Below are 16,563 nucleotides of genomic sequence, written 5' to 3'. Positions count from 1 at the left end.
ACGGACACGCGTCAGTAAGGTGCATTGGCCTATTTCTTTCCCATCGGCTGGTCCTAGATCAGTCCCGGACAGTGAAGAGAAAAGGCAAAACCGATGTTCAAGACAAACGCACTTCGTCCCTCCCTCAAGACCGTTCTGAAAACATCGACCGTCGCGGGTCTCGCGGCCGTGATGCTGACGACCGGCATCCCCGCTGCCGTCACCAACTCCTTTGCCGACGCGGTAAGGATCGAAGCGCCGCAGGTTCCCAGCTTCGCGGATGTCGTCGATGCGGTTTCCCCGGCGGTTGTTTCCGTGCGCGTCCAGTCCCGCGAAGCTCCGGACAAGACCTCCGGCAACGGCTTCTCCTTCGATTTCGGCGGCCGCGGCTTCGATGAGCTTCCCGACGATCACCCGCTGAAGCGCTTCTTCAAGGAATTCGGTGGACCGGACGGCGACCGCGCCGAGCGCGGCCACGGACGCCGCGACGACAAGCCGGGCCGTCTTCGCCCGACCTCGCAGGGCTCCGGCTTCTTCATTTCCGAAGACGGCTATGTGGTTACCAACAATCACGTCGTCTCCGACGGTTCCGCCTTTACCGTGATCCTCACCGATGGCACCGAGCTCGACGCCAAGCTGGTCGGCAAGGATAGCCGGACCGACCTTGCCGTGCTGAAGGTGGATGGCAAGCGCAAATTCTCCTATGTCACCTTCGCTGATGACAGCAAGGTTCGTGTAGGCGACTGGGTGGTTGCCGTCGGCAATCCGTTCGGCCTGGGCGGCACCGTGACCGCCGGCATCATCTCGGCGCGTGGCCGCGATATCGGCTCAGGTCCCTATGATGACTATCTGCAGGTGGATGCGGCGGTGAACCGCGGCAATTCCGGCGGCCCCACCTTCAATCTCAACGGTGAAGTAGTTGGCATCAACACTGCGATCTTCTCGCCCTCCGGCGGCAATGTCGGCATCGCATTTGCGATTTCCTCGTCTGTCGCCAAGGACGTGGTTGCCGACCTGATGAAGAACGGCGAGGTCTCCCGTGGCTGGCTCGGCGTGCAGATCCAGCCGGTCGACAAGGATGTCGCCGAATCGCTTGGACTTGCCGAGGCAGGCGGTGCTCTCGTCGTCGAGCCGCAGGAAGGCTCTCCGGGCGAAAAGGCCGGCATCGAGAAGGGCGACGTCATCACCGCCGTCAATGGCGATACGGTCAAGGGGCCGCGCGAACTGGCCCGCAAGATCGCCAGCCTGCGCCCGGGTACCAAGGTCGACGTCGCACTCTGGCGTGACGGAAAGTCCGAGACCGTCAAGTTGGAAATCGGCGAACTGCCGGATGACACGACGCAGGCTTCTGCCGGCACCGACCAGCAGGAAGAGGAGGCCCAGCCCTCAAGCGAGAAGGCGCTTGCCGATCTCGGCGTTACGGTTTCGCCGGCCGACGACGGCCAAGGCGTCGCCATCGTCTCCGTCGATCCGGATTCCGAGGCCAGCGAGCGCGGGCTGAAGGAAGGCCAGAAGATCGTCTCGGTCAACAACAAGGAGGTCGGCTCGGCGGACGATATCCTCGGTGTGATCGATACTGCGAAGAAGGACGGCCGCACCAAGGCGCTGTTCCAGATCGAAACCGAGAATGGCAGCCGCTTCGTAGCACTGCCGATCAGCCAGGGCTAAGGCTTCCGGCAGACAAAGACGGGCGTCGCGTGACCTGACGGTTTCGCGGCGCCTGCTGTTTTCAGGCCCGCGCGCTTCTAACAGGCGGCGAGGCGTGGTTTCCCGCAGCCAGACCGGTTGTCGAACATACGGATGCAGGGCTATGGTCACGCGTATGAAGATTCTGATTATCGAAGATGACATTGAGGCCGCCGCCTACCTGGCCAAGGCTTTTCGCGAGACCGGTATCGTCTCCGATCACGCCAGCGACGGCGAGAGCGGACTGTTCATGGCGAGCGAAAACAACTACGACGTGCTCGTCATCGACCGGATGCTGCCACGCCGCGACGGGCTTTCGGTGATCACCGAACTGCGCCACAAGGGCATCCATACGCCGGTGCTCATTCTCTCGGCGCTGGGCCAGGTCGACGACCGGGTGACGGGCCTGCGCGCCGGCGGCGACGACTATTTGCCGAAACCCTACGCCTTCAACGAACTTTTGGCGCGCGTCGAAGTGCTGGGCCGCCGCAAGGGCACGCCCGAACAGGACATGGTCTACCGGGTCGGCGACCTCGAACTCGACCGGCTGTCGCATACGGTGCGCCGGCAGGGGCGGGAGGTGCCGCTGCAGCCGCGCGAATTCAGGCTTCTGGAATATCTGATGAAGAATGCCGGCCAGGTGGTGACGCGCACCATGCTGCTCGAAAATGTCTGGGATTACCATTTCGATCCGCAGACCAATGTGATCGACGTCCATGTGTCGCGGCTGCGCTCCAAGATCGAGAAGGATTTCGACCAGCCGCTGCTGCGCACGGTGCGCGGCGCCGGGTATATGATCAAGGACGAGGACCGCCCCTCTCCATGAACCGGCTGCGCGTCCTCTTCCGCACCACGGCCTTTCGCCTTTCGGCGCTCTATCTCCTGCTTTTCTCGCTCTGCGCGGCCTTCCTGGTATTCTATGTCACAGCCATGTCGGAGGGGCTCCTGCAGCAGCAGACGCGCGACGCGGTGACCGCCGAAGTGGCGCAGATCGAGAACATCTACGCAAGGGCCGGCGTGAACGGCCTGCTGCGCGCGCTGGAGCGCCGTGCCCGCCAGCCGGGCGCCAATCTCTATGTCATCGCCGGGCCGACGGGCGAGATCCTTGCCGGCAACGTCGCCTCGCTGCAGCCGGGTTTTCTGGACCGGGAGGGATGGACGGACGAGCCCTTCCGTTATCAGCGCTATACCGACGAAAGCCGAAAAGACAGCCATGTGGCGCTGGCGCATGTGCTGGTTCTGGACAACGGCCTGCGTATCCTCGTCGGCCGCGACCTGCAGGAGCCAGAAAAATTTCGCGTGCTGGTGCGCCAGGCTCTTATGGTCGCGCTTGGCATCATGGGGCTTGGAGCGCTGATCATCTGGTTTGCCATCGGCCGCAATGCGCTGAAGCGGATCGACCGCATGTCGGATGCCAGCACGAGGATCATGGCCGGCGATCTTTCCCAGCGATTGCCGATGAGCGGTTCCGGCGACGAGTTCGATCGATTGTCGGAATCGCTGAACGCCATGCTCGGGCGGATCGAAAAGCTGAACGAGGGACTTCGGCAGGTTTCCGACAATATCGCCCATGACCTGAAGACACCGCTCACCCGGCTGCGCAACAAGGCCGAGGCGGCGCTGGCGCACAAGGCGACCAATACCGGCTATCGCACCTCGCTCGAGGAGATCATCGGGGAATCCGACCAGTTGATCCGCACCTTCAACGCCCTTCTGATGATCTCGCGGGTCGAGGCGGGCGCGGCGGCAGCCGAGATGAACCTCGTCGATCTCTCGCAGATCGCCGGGGATTGCGTCGAGCTTTACGAGCCGGTGGCCGAGGAACAGGCCCTGAGGCTGGAGGCTGCGATCGATCCCGGTATTTGCGTCTCGGGCAATCGGGAACTGATCGGCCAGGCATTGGGCAACCTTATCGACAATGCCATAAAATATGCCGAGGGCGGCGACGATCCATCGATCAAGGTCAGCCTCGTTCCTGGCGATGACGGGATCATGCTTTCGGTGGCCGATCACGGCCCCGGCATTCCCGCCGACAAGCGTGCCGGCGTGGTGGAGCGCTTCGTGCGGCTGGACGAGAGCCGCACGAAGCCGGGAACCGGCCTGGGACTGGCGCTGGTCGAGGCGGTGATGGAGATGCACCGCGGATCGCTGGAACTGGCCGATACGGTGTCGGAGGCGCAAAACAATCGTGGTTTGACGATCAGCATGGTTTTCCCTCCGCCGTCGGCCTGATAGGCATAGAGAGCCGCAGACCGGGCGGGGAGGGACCATGACCAAGCCAGACGAACGCCGCCTTGCGCAAATCGGCGCCTGCGCGATCCGGCCGATGAGCCAGACGGATGCCAAATCCGTTCTGTCCAGCCTGAAGGACATGGCAAAGGCTCATCCGCAGATTGCGACGCTTGTGGCCGGCGAGACGCCGCTGAAGGACTTCATCGTCGCAGCCTTTTCGCTTTCGCCCTATCTGCGCGACACCGCCGTCGCGCATCCGCCCCTACTGGCCCGGGCGCTGGAAGAACCGATCATTCCCTATCTCAAGACCCGTATCGACGCGGCGCGGGGCGCCTGGAGAGGCGATGAGCCGGGCAAGCCCTTATCGGACGCCGAGATCATGACGCGCCTCAGGCAGGCCAAGCGGGACATCGCCTTTGCCATTGCGCTTGCCGACCTGTCGAAGCTTTTCGATGCCCGCGAAACGACAAAATGGCTCAGCGATTTCGCCGATGCCGCCGTATCGGCCGCGATCGACCACCTGTTGCTTGGTGCCCATGACGGCGGCAAGCTCAACGTCGTCGATGTGGGCAATCCGAGCCGGCGTTCGGGCGTCGTGGTTCTCGGCATGGGAAAGCTCGGTGCCTTCGAACTCAACTATTCCTCCGATATCGACCTCGTTGTCTTTTACGATCCGCAGGCGCCGCTGATCCTTGCCCCGGACGATGCGCCGGAAACCTTTGCCCGGCTGCTGCGCCGCCTGATCCGCATCCTGCAGGAGCGCACCGGCGACGGCTATGTCTTCCGCACGGACCTGCGCCTGCGTCCCGATCCCGGCGCAACGCCGCTCGCCATTTCGGTGGACGCGGCCATGCTCTATTACGAGAGCAGGGGCCAGAACTGGGAGCGGGCGGCCTTCATCAAGGCACGCGCCATGGCCGGCGACATCGCCGCCGGCGAGGCCTTCCTGCGCGAACTCACCCCATTCATGTTCCGCAAATATCTCGACTATGCGGCGATTGCCGATATTCATTCGATCAAGCGCCAGATCCACGCCCATAAGGGGCATGGCGAAATCGCGGTGAAGGGCCACAATATCAAGCTTGGCCGTGGCGGCATCCGGGAAATCGAGTTCTTCGTCCAGACCCAGCAACTGATCGCCGGCGGGCGGATGCCGGACCTCCGGTTGCGGGCGACCGAGCCGATGCTGCGCGGACTGGCGCGGGCGAAATGGATCGATACCAAGACGGCCGAGGAACTGGTTTCCGCCTACTGGTTCCTGCGCGATGTCGAGCACCGGATTCAGATGGTCCGGGACGAGCAGACCCATGTCTTGCCAACCACCGAGGCTGAACTGAAGCGTATTGCCTATATGATGGGATTTGCCGACACGGCGGCTTTCTCGGCCGAACTGTCGCGCCTGCTCAAGACGGTGGAACGACGCTATGCCCAGCTTTTCGAACAGGAGGCGAAGCTTTCCACCGAGGCCGGAAACCTCGTTTTCACCGGGCAAAATGACGATCCCGACACCTTGGAAACGCTGCGGAAACTGGGCTTTGCGCGACCGCAGGACATTTCGAGGATCATTCGCACCTGGCATTACGGCCGCTACAGGGCGACGCAATCGGTGGAGGCGCGCGAGCGGCTGACGGAATTGACGCCGCAGCTTCTAAGCGTGTTTGGCGAGAACAAGCGCGCCGACGAGGCGCTGCTGCGGTTCGATCATTTTATCGCAGGATTACCGGCCGGCATCCAGCTTTTCTCGCTGCTCGGCAACAATCCGGGGCTGCTTTCCCTGATCGTCAACATCATGTCCTCCGCACCGCGGCTGGCCGACATCATTGCCGACCGGCCGCATGTGTTCGACGGAATGCTCGACCCGAGCCTGCTTGCCGAACTGCCGACACGCGACCATCTGGCCGAGCGCATTTCCGGTCTGCTTTCCGGCGCGCGTCACTACGAGGATATCCTCGACCGGCTGCGCATCATCGCTTCCGAACAGCGTTTCCTGATCGGCATCCGGCTTTTGACGGGGGTGATCACCGGCATCCAGGCGGGGCACGCCTTTACGGATTTGGCCGACCTCATTCTCGCCTCGGCGCTGGGCGCCGTCCTTGGCGAAATCGAGACGGCGCACGGAAAATTTGCCGGCGGCCGGGTGGCGGTGATCGGCATGGGCAAGCTCGGCAGTCACGAACTGACGGCCGGATCCGATGTGGATATCATCCTGCTTTACGATCATGACGACGGGGCAACCGAATCCGACGGCGCCAAGCCGCTCGATTCCACCCGTTATTTCACCCGGGTGACGCAGAGGCTGATCGCGGCCCTTTCCGCGCCCACCGCCGAAGGCGTGCTTTACGAAGTCGATATGCGGCTGCGGCCTTCCGGCAATAAGGGGCCGGTGGCGACGCGCATCAATGCCTTCGAGAAATACCAGCGCGAGGAGGCCTGGACCTGGGAGCACATGGCGCTGACCCGCGCCCGCGCGCTCTGCGGCGATCAGAGCCTGATGGCGCAGGTGGATGCGATCATCCGCGACATCCTCGAGCAGCGCCGTGACGTGCCGAAGGTCGCAGCCGATGTTGCCGAGATGCGCGGGCTGATCGACAAGGAAAAGCCGCCCAGCGACCTCTGGGATTTCAAGCTCATTCCGGGCGGGCTCGTCGATATCGAGTTCATCGCTCAATATCTTGCGCTGATCGCGCCGGCGCAGGGCATCGACGTGCCGGCCGGCGGCATGTCGACCGCCGATGTGCTGGCGAGACTGGGGCCGCTGCTGCTCGATGCCAGCGACCTCGATACGGTGCAGCAAGGGCTGGCCCTGTTCACCAATCTGTCGCAGATCGTGCGTCTGTGCATCGAGGGCGATCTGGAGCCGAAGGATGCGCCGGCGGGGCTGATCGACCTGCTCTGCCGGGCAGGCGATGCGCCTGATATCAAGGTGCTGGAAGCGGAAGTCCGCCGGCTCTCGAAGGCCGTGCGGCGTATTTTTCAGGCGACCGTCAAGCGCTGACTTTCCTCGGTCACGGGCAATGTCCGGCCTGCCGGTTGGCCTGGGCACGCGCGCGGGCCGGTATCGGGGATGCGCAGCGAGATGATCGTCCCGACATTTTCGATCGAGTGGATTTTCATCGAGCCGCCGTGCAGGCTGGTCAGCGATCGCGAGATGGCAAGGCCGAGGCCAGAACCGCCCTTGCTCTTGGCATACTGGTTCTGCACCTGCTCGAAAGGCTGGCCGATCTTCTGCAGTGCGGCGCGCGGAATGCCAATGCCGGTATCGGCAATGGTGAGCGTCACGGCGCCGGCCACCTTGCGGGCGCGAAGCGAAATCCTGCCGCCCGCATTGGTGAACTTGACGGCGTTCGACAGAAGATTGAGCAGCACCTGCTTCATGGCCCGGCGGTCGGCGACAATCGTCAGGCCCGATGAAATCCGCTGATCGACGCAGATATTCTTCTGTTCGGCCGGTATGGTGGTGAGGCGCAGCGTCTCCTCGATCAACGGCCCAAGATCGATCGTCTCGCGATTGATCTGCATCTGCCCGGCCTCGATCTTCGACATGTCGAGAATGTCGTTGATGACGTTGAGGAGATGTTTGCCGCTGTCGTGGATATCGTGGGAATATTCGTCGTATTTATCCGAGCCGAGCGGCCCGAACATCTGGTTCTGCAGGATTTCCGAGAAGCCGAGAATGGCATTCAGTGGCGTACGCAACTCGTGCGACATATTGGCGAGGAACTCGGATTTCGCCCGGTTTGCCGCCTCCGCGCGCTCTTTCTCCGCCTGGTAATTGGCATTGGCAACGGAAAGCTCGGCCTTTTGCCGTTCCAGCGTGATGCGCGAGGCCGACAGGTCCCCGATCGTCGCCATCAGGCGTCGCTCGGATTCGCGCAATCGCACCTGATGGCGCTTCAACAGGGTGATATCGGTGCCGACGGAGACCATGCCGCCGTCGCGGGTCCTGCGATCGTTGATCTGCAGCCAGCGCTGGTCGGAAAGCTGGACTTCCGATGTCTGCGAGTGATTGGAGCGGTCGGGATCGGCAATACGGCGCTCGATGATCGGCCGGGCCGCGGCCGCGTTGACGACGGCGCGTTCGGTGCCGGGCACCAGTACGCTGTCGGGCAATTGATAGGCCTGCTGGTAGTGGGCGTTGCACATGACCAATCGGTCGTTCTTGTCCCAGAGGACGAAGGCTTCGGACGTACATTCGATAGCATCGGCAAGCCGTTGGTCGGCTTCCGCATAGCGTTGGGCGAGCCGGTGCTGCTCGGTCACGTCCATGGCGATGCCGATCAGGTGGACGCGGCCGGTCGTGGTGCGGATGACCTGCGCACGCGCGCGTAGCCAGACATAATGACCATCGGCATGGCGCATGCGGAAAATCTGGTCGATCTGGCGGGCATCGCCCTTGGCGATGGTGCGGGCGACCTTGTAGATGCTGCCGTCGTCCGGGTGCATCAGCCGTGCCGCATCGCCGAAAGACATGACATTGCCCTGTGGCGACATGCCGAGCATTTCATACATCGACCGCGACCAGAAGAGGCGCCGGTTCGGCATGTCGAAATCCCAAAGGCCGCAGCGGCCACGCGACAGCGCCGTTTCGACGCGCAGGTTCGATTCCGCGAAAATCTGGTCGGCATCGCGGGCGCGCTTGGCCTGGATATAATAGGCGTAGAGCACGACGAGCAGGATGGCGGAGATGCCGGCAAACAGCGTGACGTTCAGGGACACCTCGTCGCGCCAAAGTTTTTCGATGCGCGACAACGGACTGGCGACCATCAAGGTGCCGGCCCCGCCCGGAACCTGGCTCAGCGCGACGATATGCTCGATGCCGCCGATAAAGGCCTTCATCACCGTCGAGCGTTCGCCGAAATACTGGAATGCGGCGACCTCGGGGGCCACTGTCGCCAGCGTCCGCCCGGTATAGCCGGCGCTGCTTTCGGCTGTGCCGGCGAAGACGCGCCCGTCATTGCGGACGGCCAGCACGAAGGCGCCGGGCTCGAGCATGTCCGACGGCAGGAAGGTGTTCAGCCGCTGCTCGACCTCCCATTTCTGCGATTTGTCGAACAGCGCAGTGCCATTTTCCTGCAGGGCTGCACTTGCGGTTGCCGCCGCAAGGACGGTTATCTGGCGCGCACTTGCCTCCATGCGTGCGTGTTCGATGACGATGCCGCTGATGCGGGAAATGGCAACGACGAGCAGGAAGGCGGTGATGAGGACCGGGATGGAGCGTTTCAGCAATGGCTCGGCGCGTGCCAGGCGCAAGGCCGCCGGCTCGGTAAAAATCCGTGCGTGCTGGATGACGTTTCTTTCCAGGTCGGAAAAGCCCGGAAATTTTGGTCGCACCTGCCCGCCGGCTGCGCGTCCCCGCTGCGCTTCCGCCATCTTCGTCAAATCTATAGGTCCTCATGTGATTCGACGCGCCGCTCGCTCGAACCTGACCCAATGAATCAATTGTGATTCGGCTTGTCCAGCGGAAAACGTTAAAATTTGTTAACCATTTATTATCATTGGGAAATTGTAGGCTCGGCGAGGGTGTCGCCCGGAAAGAACGAAAAAGCCCTGAAATTTCAGGGCTTTGCGAGATTTAAGGCCTTTAGCCCACGAGCATGCGTTCAACGATGTCGCCGACATCGGGAGAGAGCGTCGCCCCGGCCGCGATCTCGCGCAAGGCATTGCGCGCATGCTCGGCCCGGATCTCCTCCAGCGACCGCCAGGACCGCATCGAGGTGAGGATGCGGGCGGCAAGCTGAGGATTGCGCGGGTCGATATCGAGGATCTGATGGGCGAGGAACCGGTAGCCGTCACCATCGGCACGGTTGAAGCCGGTCGGGTTCGAAAATGCGAACGTGCCGATCAGTGCCCTTACCCGATTGGGGTTGGAGCCGGCGAACAGCGGGTCGGCCATCAGCGTGCGGACGCGACCAAGCGTCTCGGCACCGGGGATGGTTGCTTGGATGGTGAACCATTTGTCGATGACCAGCGCATTTTCGGCAAAGCGCGCCTTGAAGGCGGAAAGCGCCTGCAAGGTTTCTGGTGCATCGGGAAAGCGGTGCGCGAGAATCGTCAGCGCCTGGCTGAGATCAGTCATATTGTCGGCGGAATGGAACGCCGCAGCGGCGCGGGCCGGGTCGTTCTCGGCATAGACGAGATAGGAAAGGGCGGTGTTGCGCAGCGCCCGGCGCCCGGCGCTTGCCGCATCCGGACTGAAGGGGCCGGTGGCCGCCATCTTGTCGAACAGTTCCGCGAAAAACTCCCGGCCTGCGACCGCAACGGCGGTCATGATCTGTTGCCGGCCGGCATGGATCGCATCCGGATTGTTGTTGCTGCCGATTTCGCGAGCAATGTCGGATTCGCTCGGCAGCGCCAGCGCCTGGGCGCGAAAGGCGGGTTCGAGCCGGTCGTCGCGAGCCGCCGTCAACAGTGCATCGACCAGGGCGGCGTCGCACCGCGCCGGCACGCCCGAGCGAGCACTGGCCGCTGCCGCCACAAGGTTCGGCAGGGCAAGGTCGTTGAGCGCCTGCCAGCGGGCAAAGAGATCGCTTTCATGCCTGGCGATATGGGCGCGATCGGCGGGTGCCTGCTCGAAATGCAGGTTGATCGGCGCCGAAAAGCCGCGGTTGAGCGACAGGATCGGGCGTGATGGAATGCCTTCGAATGTGACGGTCTGCTTGCGCTCGGTGAGATGCAGGACGTCGCCGGTCATTTCCGCGCCGGCCGGCGAGGGCAGGGACATCTCCGTGCCGTCTTCCAGCAAAAGTCCGATCCGCAAGGGGATGTGCATCGGCTCCTTGGCGGTCTGCCCCGGCGTCGGCGGCACCATCTGTTCGAGCGACAACGTGAAAGTCTGCCTGCCCGCGTCATAGGACGTCGAAACGGTAACCAGCGGCGTGCCGGCCTGATGATACCAGAGCGAAAACTGGCTGAGGTCGCGCTTGCTCACCTCCGCAAAGCAGGCAAGGAAATCCTCGATCGTCACGGCCTGCCCGTCATGGCGGTCGAAATAGAGATCCATGCCCTTCTTGAACAGATCGGCACCCAGCAGGGTGGCGATCATGCGGGTGACTTCGCTGCCCTTCTCGTAGACGGTCGTCGTGTAGAAATTGTTGATCTCGCGGTATTTTACCGGGCGTACCGGATGCGCCAGCGGGCCGGCATCCTCCGGAAACTGCTCGGCCTTCAGGTGCCGGACCTCGGCAATGCGCTTGACGGCGCGCGAGCGCTGGTCGGCGGAGAATTCATGGTCGCGATAGACCGTCAGGCCTTCCTTGAGGCAGAGCTGGAACCAGTCGCGGCAGGTGATGCGATTGCCGGTCCAGTTGTGGAAATATTCATGCGCGATAATCGCCTCGATATTGGCGTAATCGGCATCGGTCGCCGTGTTCGGGTCGGCCAGCACATATTTGTCGTTGAAGACATTCAGGCCCTTGTTTTCCATGGCGCCCATGTTGAAGTCCGACACGGCGACGATCATGAAGATGTCGAGATCATATTCGCGCCCGAAAGCCTCCTCGTCCCATTTCATCGAGCGTTTCAGCGCATCCATGGCATAGGTGGCGTAGGGCTCCTTGCCGTGTTCGACATAAATCTTGAGAGCGACCTCGCGGCCGGACAGGGTCGTGAAACTGTCTTCGACGACGCCGAGATCGCCGGCGACGAGTGCGAAGAGATAGCTCGGCTTCGGATGCGGATCGAACCAGGCGGCGAAATGCCGGCCGTCGCCCATATTGGCGCCGCCGAGATAGTTGCCGTTCGACAGAAGCAGCGGTGCGGCCTCCTTGTCGGCGATGATGTTGACCGTGTAGGGCGCAAGTACGTCGGGGCGATCGGGGAAATAGGTGATGCGGCGGAAGCCCTCCGCTTCGCACTGCGTGCAATAGACGTCGCTGGTGCGGTAGAGGCCCATCAGCTTGGTATTGGCCTGCGGGTCGATCTCGGTGACGACCGTGATTTCAAACGGGGCGCTGGCCGGCAGGTGGCGGATGGTGAGGGTCCGGTCCGCCGCATCGTAGTTCGCCGGCGCAATCTCTTCCTGGTCGAGCAGGAGGCCGGTCATCTTCAGTTCGTCGCCGTCAAGGACGAGCGGCATGTCGAGCCCCACCCCTTCGCGGCGATGGAAGATCAGCCGGGCTTCGACCTTGGTCTGTCTCGGATCGAGCTCGAAGGTGAGGTCCACCCTTTCGAGAACGAAATCCGTTGGCCGATAGTCTTCCAGATGAATGATCTCGCCGGTATCTGTCCGCATCGTCTATCCCGTTTGCATCCCCCGGGCGTCAGGTCGCCGGGCGAGGCTGGTCCTGTTGAGGAGGCTCGCGCGTCGCGCGAAGGCTCCGGTGTGGTTGGGTTTTTCCCCCGGCATGCACGAATTTCGGCAAACCTGATCCGGCCCATATCCTTACTTAGATCAGAGACTTACGAAATTAGCCCTAACAATATTTAAACCGCTGTGCGATTTCGGAACAATTCCTGCATTTCGTCGTCAGCTTTATATGTCTTGGACGGTCAACACCCCGTATCGTAAGGGATTGCCATGACAGCATCAAATATTTCCGGTTCACATCACGAAAATTGATGCCCGTGGCGATTTGCGCGCGCTAAGGTGCCGTAGTGCGCGACCAAATGTCTGGTCGCATTTCCCTGCAGCTGTCGTTCGATCCGATTCCGGCTCGCTGCCGTCATCTGATGAGTCCGATTGCATGGATGCTGAATCCTCCGACCCGATGAAGGGTATTTCCCTCAAGGTCCTGTCCGTGCTGGTCTTCATCTGCATGTCGTCGCTGATCAAGGCGGCGGGCTCCGAGGTTCCCACCGGTCAGATCACTTTTTTTCGCTCGGCCTTCGCCATGGTGCCGGTCCTCGGCTATCTCGCCTTCACGGGGGATTTGCGCACGGCCTTCCACACGCGCGATATCTTCGGTCACCTTGCGCGCGGTTTCATCGGCATTATCGCCATGAGCTTCGGGTTCTACGGCCTGGTGCACTTGCCCCTGCCGGAAGCGATCGCCATCGGCTACGCCATGCCGCTGCTTGCCGTCGTCTTCGCCGCGGTCTTCCTGAAGGAAGTGGTGCGCGCCTATCGCTGGTCGGCGGTTCTCATCGGCCTCGTCGGCGTCATGATCATCATCTGGCCGCGCCTGACGCTGCTGCGCGACGGCGGTTTCGGCTCGCAGGAGGCGATGGGCGCCATCGCGGTGCTCCTGTCGGCGACCTTCGGTGCCGTCGCCATGGTTCTGGTGCGCAAACTGATCGCCCGCGAGCGCACCCATACGATCGTGCTCTATTTCTCGCTCTCGGCTTCCTGCTTTTCGCTTCTCACCCTGCCGTTCGGCTGGGAGCCGCTCTCATGGAGCGCATTCCTGCTGCTGATGACGGCCGGCTTCTGCGGCGGCGTTGCGCAGATATTCCTCACCCAAAGCTATCGCTACGCCGATATGTCGACGATCGCGCCATTCGAATATACGTCGATCCTGCTCGGCCTCGTCATCGGCTATTTCCTGTTCGACGAGGTGCCGAACGGCACGATGCTCGCGGGTACCGCAATCGTCGTGGCGGCCGGCATCTTCATCATCCTGCGCGAACACAAGCTCGGCCTCGAACGCAAGGGCGCGCGCAAGCATGTGACGCCGCAGGGATGACCGGAATGTCCGTCAATCGGTAAGGGGCGGTTGTCCTGTTCGGGCATCCCCCTGTCCCATCTCCGTCGGCCCGGTCTCCAGTATGGGCTCCTCCAGGATAGGCTCCTCCAGGGTTGCCGCGGCCTGGCTCATGGCGCTGACGGCCTCCATGCCCGGTGTCGGCACGGTGTTCGCCTGGAAATCGGTCTTGGCGACGAGGCCTTCGGTATGGTCGCGCCGGGCGATGCGCCAAGCGGCGTAACCGGCATAGAGAGCGAAATAGATGGCCAGCACCACGAACAGCGAGGCCGGCCCGAACCGGTCCATCACCGGCCCGACCATCAGCGGGCCCGAGATCGTGCCCAGGCCATAGGTGATCATCATGCCGGACGAGACTTCGACATATTCGGTCGGTTGCGCCAGATCGTTGGCATGGGCGACATTGAGCGCATAGATCGGAAACAGCACGGAGCCGACCAGGGCTGCGATCAGATAGAGCACGAGCGGGCCGGCGCCGACGAAGACGATCATGGTGAGGCAGGAGATGATGCCGGCAATGCCGCAGCCGACCATGACCAGCCGCCGATCCATTCGGTCCGAAGCGCGGCCGATGGGAATCTGCGAGATGGCGCTGCCGGCAAGGAGGGCAGCAAGCAGAGTGGCGCCTTGGCCGGTCGAAAGCCCGATCTTCTGGGTGAAAACGGCCCCGAGATTGAGCCAGGCGCCCGACATGGCGCCGGCAAGGAAGGCGCCGACGACGGCGACCGGCGAGCGGCGAAACAGCCCGGCCAGGTCGAAATTAGCCTGTGCCGGCGGCGCCGGCATCGCCGAGGTCGATAGCGCGGTGGGCAGCAGCGCCAGCGAGAACAGGACGCCGCAGAGAATGAACAGCGACGTATTGCCGGGATCGCCGAGCGGCACCAGATACTGGCCGCCAATCGTCCCGACCATCGAGATGATCAGATAGAGTGAAAACAGCATGCCGCGATTTTCATTGGTGACGCGCTCGTTCAGCCAGCTTTCGACGACCAGGTAGCTGCCGGCGATAGCAAAGCCGGAAATGGCGCGAAACGCGATCCAGGCGTGCCAGTCGACCACAAGGCCGCACATCAGGATGGCGATGCTGAGAAGCGTGATCAGCGCGGCAAAGACCCGGACATGGCCGACGCGGGCGACGAATTTCGGTGTGATGATGCAGGACAGGGTGAAGCCGAGCGTGTAGCCGGTGGCGATCAGCGAGATGATCAGCGTCGACCAGCCTTCAGCCACCGAGCGCACCGGCAGCACATAGCTTGCCAGCCCGAAGCCGATCATCATCAGAAGCGTCGAGAGCATCAGGCTGAACACGGATCTGAGGCTGGCCAGCATGAAGGCTCCAAAAAAATGCCCGGCCGGATGCGCGGGGCATCGCTTGGCCAGGAAATGCCCGAACAAATGTTGGTGCGGTGGCATGGTCGTGGAAACGCGACCGTGCATCGGCGCCCGGAATCAAGGAACGAGTGTCGCTCTATCCAGTTTTTCCGGCGCTGTCGATTGCGACAGGACTTGGCGCAGAATGCGGGATCGTTGCCCGCATTCAATGCGGCCGATCAGTTCGGGAGAAAAGCACCGATGGTGCGGCCTTCGCCCTTGACCAGGGGAGCGGTGACGCTGAGGCGGCTATATTCGCGCGAGGCGCGCACGGCCGTGCCGATATCGGCGACGCTGGCGATCAGGGCACGCATGGAGCGGAGGGAGGAGGACATGGACGAACCTTTCGAAATCCGGGACCGGGAATTGAACGACGCCGTCAGCGCTGGATGAATTCCGAGAAAATTTGCGTCGGGCGCGTGGTGCGGCCATAGCCGGTAGCCGTCATCTGTTCGTTCGCGGCCGAGCCGAAACCATGAAAGGGCGTTCCAAAAGTGGAGCCGGCATGGCGCAGGGTTTCAAAACCGCTGTGCAGGGGGCGAAAACGGATAGTCATGGTTCAGTTCCTTGCGTCAGTCTCCCTCCGGGTTTTATATTGCACTGCAACATGAAATGCGCAACGGCTGCGCTCGCGCTGCTGATATGCGCAATTCGCATGGCTTTCGTCATGCATGGTTCATGAATTGGGCGAGGCTCCTGTCGGAGCGCTCAAACGTCGATTCGGGCGCGAAAAGCCAGGAGGTCCTGCCAGGCCAGCCGCTTGCTGCCCGGCGCCGATATCAGGTCTTGCGGGTGAAGCGAGGCAAGCGCCGACACCGTCGCGCCGCCGATGTCCAGATCGCGCCACTGGCCGCGCATATGGTGGATGGACTCATTGCCGCCGAAGAAAAAGCGGACGGCAAAATTGCCGAGCACCAGCAAATGCCGGGGCTGGGCCAAGATAATCTGGCGCTCGATGAAGGGGCGGCAGATATCGGTCTCGCGCTGCGATGGCACGCGGTTTCCCGGTGGCCGCCAGGCAATCACATTGGTGAGCAGCAGATTTTCCCGATTGAGCCCGATCGCTCCCAGCATGCGCTCCAGCATCTGGCCCTGCTTGCCGGAGAAGGGAATGCCCTCCCGGTCGTCGTCGCCATTCGGCACCGGCCCGATCACCATGATGCGAGCGTTCGGATCGCCATCGGCAAAGACCGTGTTGCGAGCGCTGTTTTTCAGCGCGCAGCCGGAAAACGCCTCCATCACGCTCTTCAATTCCTCAAGCGTGCCGGCCGACTGGGCAGCGGCACGGGCAGCCGCCACGGCCTCCTCATGCGGGATCGCCAGTTGCGGCGTTGCGGCAACGGGGGCTGCCGGCGCGCGGCTGGCGGCGTTGGTGCGCGCGTCCCTTTGTGCCGACGCGGGTGAGGAATCCATCGGTTGCGAGGACCGATTGTCTTGAGAAGCTCGCGCCGCCCCGCGCTCGGCCCTTGCCCGCTCGAATTCGGCAAAGCGGTCGACAGGCTCCTCTTCCAGCAGCCATTCGACGCCCGCTTCCGCATGGAAATGCAGAAGGGCGGCAAGTTCGGCCGGGCTCATGGCGTCGCTGGAGATCATGATTTTCTTCTACAGGACCGACCGGCGACGGGGAAGGGGAAAAGCCGGCGGTCGCTGGTTCGGT

11 protein-coding genes are annotated in these 16,563 nt (G+C 62.6%); 5 read left to right on the top strand and 6 right to left on the bottom strand.

The window, feature by feature from the left end:
- The first annotated feature begins 93 nt into the window (after positions 1 to 93).
- The 4 genes from ASD31_RS09570 to ASD31_RS09555 all read left to right on the top strand — a co-directional run bounded on the left by ASD31_RS09570 (position 94) and on the right by ASD31_RS09555 (position 6,892).
- Entirely contained in the window at positions 94 to 1,647 is a 1,554-nt protein-coding gene (locus tag ASD31_RS09570; RefSeq protein ID WP_056332228.1) for a Do family serine endopeptidase, read from the top strand.
- A gap of 142 nt (positions 1,648 to 1,789) precedes the next feature.
- Positions 1,790 to 2,491, top strand: coding sequence for a response regulator transcription factor (locus ASD31_RS09565; RefSeq protein WP_056332226.1), 702 nt, complete (start codon positions 1,790 to 1,792; stop codon positions 2,489 to 2,491).
- Positions 2,488 to 3,897, top strand: a complete 1,410-nt coding sequence (locus tag ASD31_RS09560; protein ID WP_056332224.1) for a sensor histidine kinase — start codon at positions 2,488 to 2,490, stop codon at positions 3,895 to 3,897. The genes ASD31_RS09565 and ASD31_RS09560 overlap by 4 nt, the downstream gene beginning before the upstream one ends.
- A 37-nt stretch (positions 3,898 to 3,934) precedes the next feature.
- Positions 3,935 to 6,892 (top strand): bifunctional [glutamine synthetase] adenylyltransferase/[glutamine synthetase]-adenylyl-L-tyrosine phosphorylase, encoded by a 2,958-nt coding sequence (locus ASD31_RS09555; RefSeq protein ID WP_056332222.1) that lies wholly within the window; start codon positions 3,935 to 3,937, stop codon positions 6,890 to 6,892.
- Here the strand turns inward: ASD31_RS09555 and ASD31_RS09550 are convergent.
- Both ASD31_RS09550 and pepN read right to left on the bottom strand, forming a co-directional pair.
- Positions 6,871 to 9,276 carry a PAS domain-containing sensor histidine kinase gene (locus tag ASD31_RS09550; protein ID WP_082520493.1) on the bottom strand — a complete coding sequence of 802 codons (2,406 nt, stop codon included), beginning with the start codon at positions 9,274 to 9,276 and terminating at the stop codon, positions 6,871 to 6,873. The genes ASD31_RS09555 and ASD31_RS09550 overlap by 22 nt on opposite strands.
- A 202-nt stretch (positions 9,277 to 9,478) precedes the next feature.
- On the bottom strand, positions 9,479 to 12,127 hold the full coding sequence (gene pepN / locus ASD31_RS09545) for an aminopeptidase N (RefSeq protein ID WP_056332220.1): 2,649 nt from the start codon (positions 12,125 to 12,127) through the stop codon (positions 9,479 to 9,481).
- Between the two features lie 451 nt (positions 12,128 to 12,578).
- Here pepN and ASD31_RS09540 point away from each other — a divergent pair, with 451 nt between their 5' ends.
- Positions 12,579 to 13,517, top strand: a complete 939-nt coding sequence (locus ASD31_RS09540; protein WP_056332219.1) for a DMT family transporter — start codon at positions 12,579 to 12,581, stop codon at positions 13,515 to 13,517.
- 12 nt (positions 13,518 to 13,529) lie between these two features.
- Here the strand turns inward: ASD31_RS09540 and ASD31_RS09535 are convergent, their stop codons facing one another.
- From ASD31_RS09535 to ASD31_RS09530, 4 genes are all read right to left on the bottom strand, one after another.
- Positions 13,530 to 14,864 carry an MFS transporter gene (locus ASD31_RS09535; protein ID WP_056333158.1) on the bottom strand — a complete coding sequence of 445 codons (1,335 nt, stop codon included), beginning with the start codon at positions 14,862 to 14,864 and terminating at the stop codon, positions 13,530 to 13,532.
- A 221-nt stretch (positions 14,865 to 15,085) separates the two neighbouring features.
- Positions 15,086 to 15,241, bottom strand: a complete 156-nt coding sequence (locus ASD31_RS26325; RefSeq protein ID WP_200952157.1) for a hypothetical protein — start codon at positions 15,239 to 15,241, stop codon at positions 15,086 to 15,088.
- A 44-nt stretch (positions 15,242 to 15,285) separates the two neighbouring features.
- Complete coding sequence (locus tag ASD31_RS26320) at positions 15,286 to 15,462, bottom strand: hypothetical protein (protein WP_200952155.1); 177 nt, start codon at positions 15,460 to 15,462, stop codon at positions 15,286 to 15,288.
- Positions 15,463 to 15,614: 152 nt separating this feature from the next.
- Positions 15,615 to 16,499, bottom strand: a complete 885-nt coding sequence (locus ASD31_RS09530; protein ID WP_056332217.1) for a uracil-DNA glycosylase — start codon at positions 16,497 to 16,499, stop codon at positions 15,615 to 15,617.
- Positions 16,500 to 16,563 lie beyond the last annotated feature (64 nt).

The sequence above is a fragment of the Rhizobium sp. Root482 genome, from assembly GCF_001426565.1.
Taxonomy (GTDB): domain Bacteria; phylum Pseudomonadota; class Alphaproteobacteria; order Rhizobiales; family Rhizobiaceae; genus Pararhizobium.
Note: the sequence above shows the minus strand (reverse complement) of the source record. Positions and strands in the feature narration are given on the sequence as shown.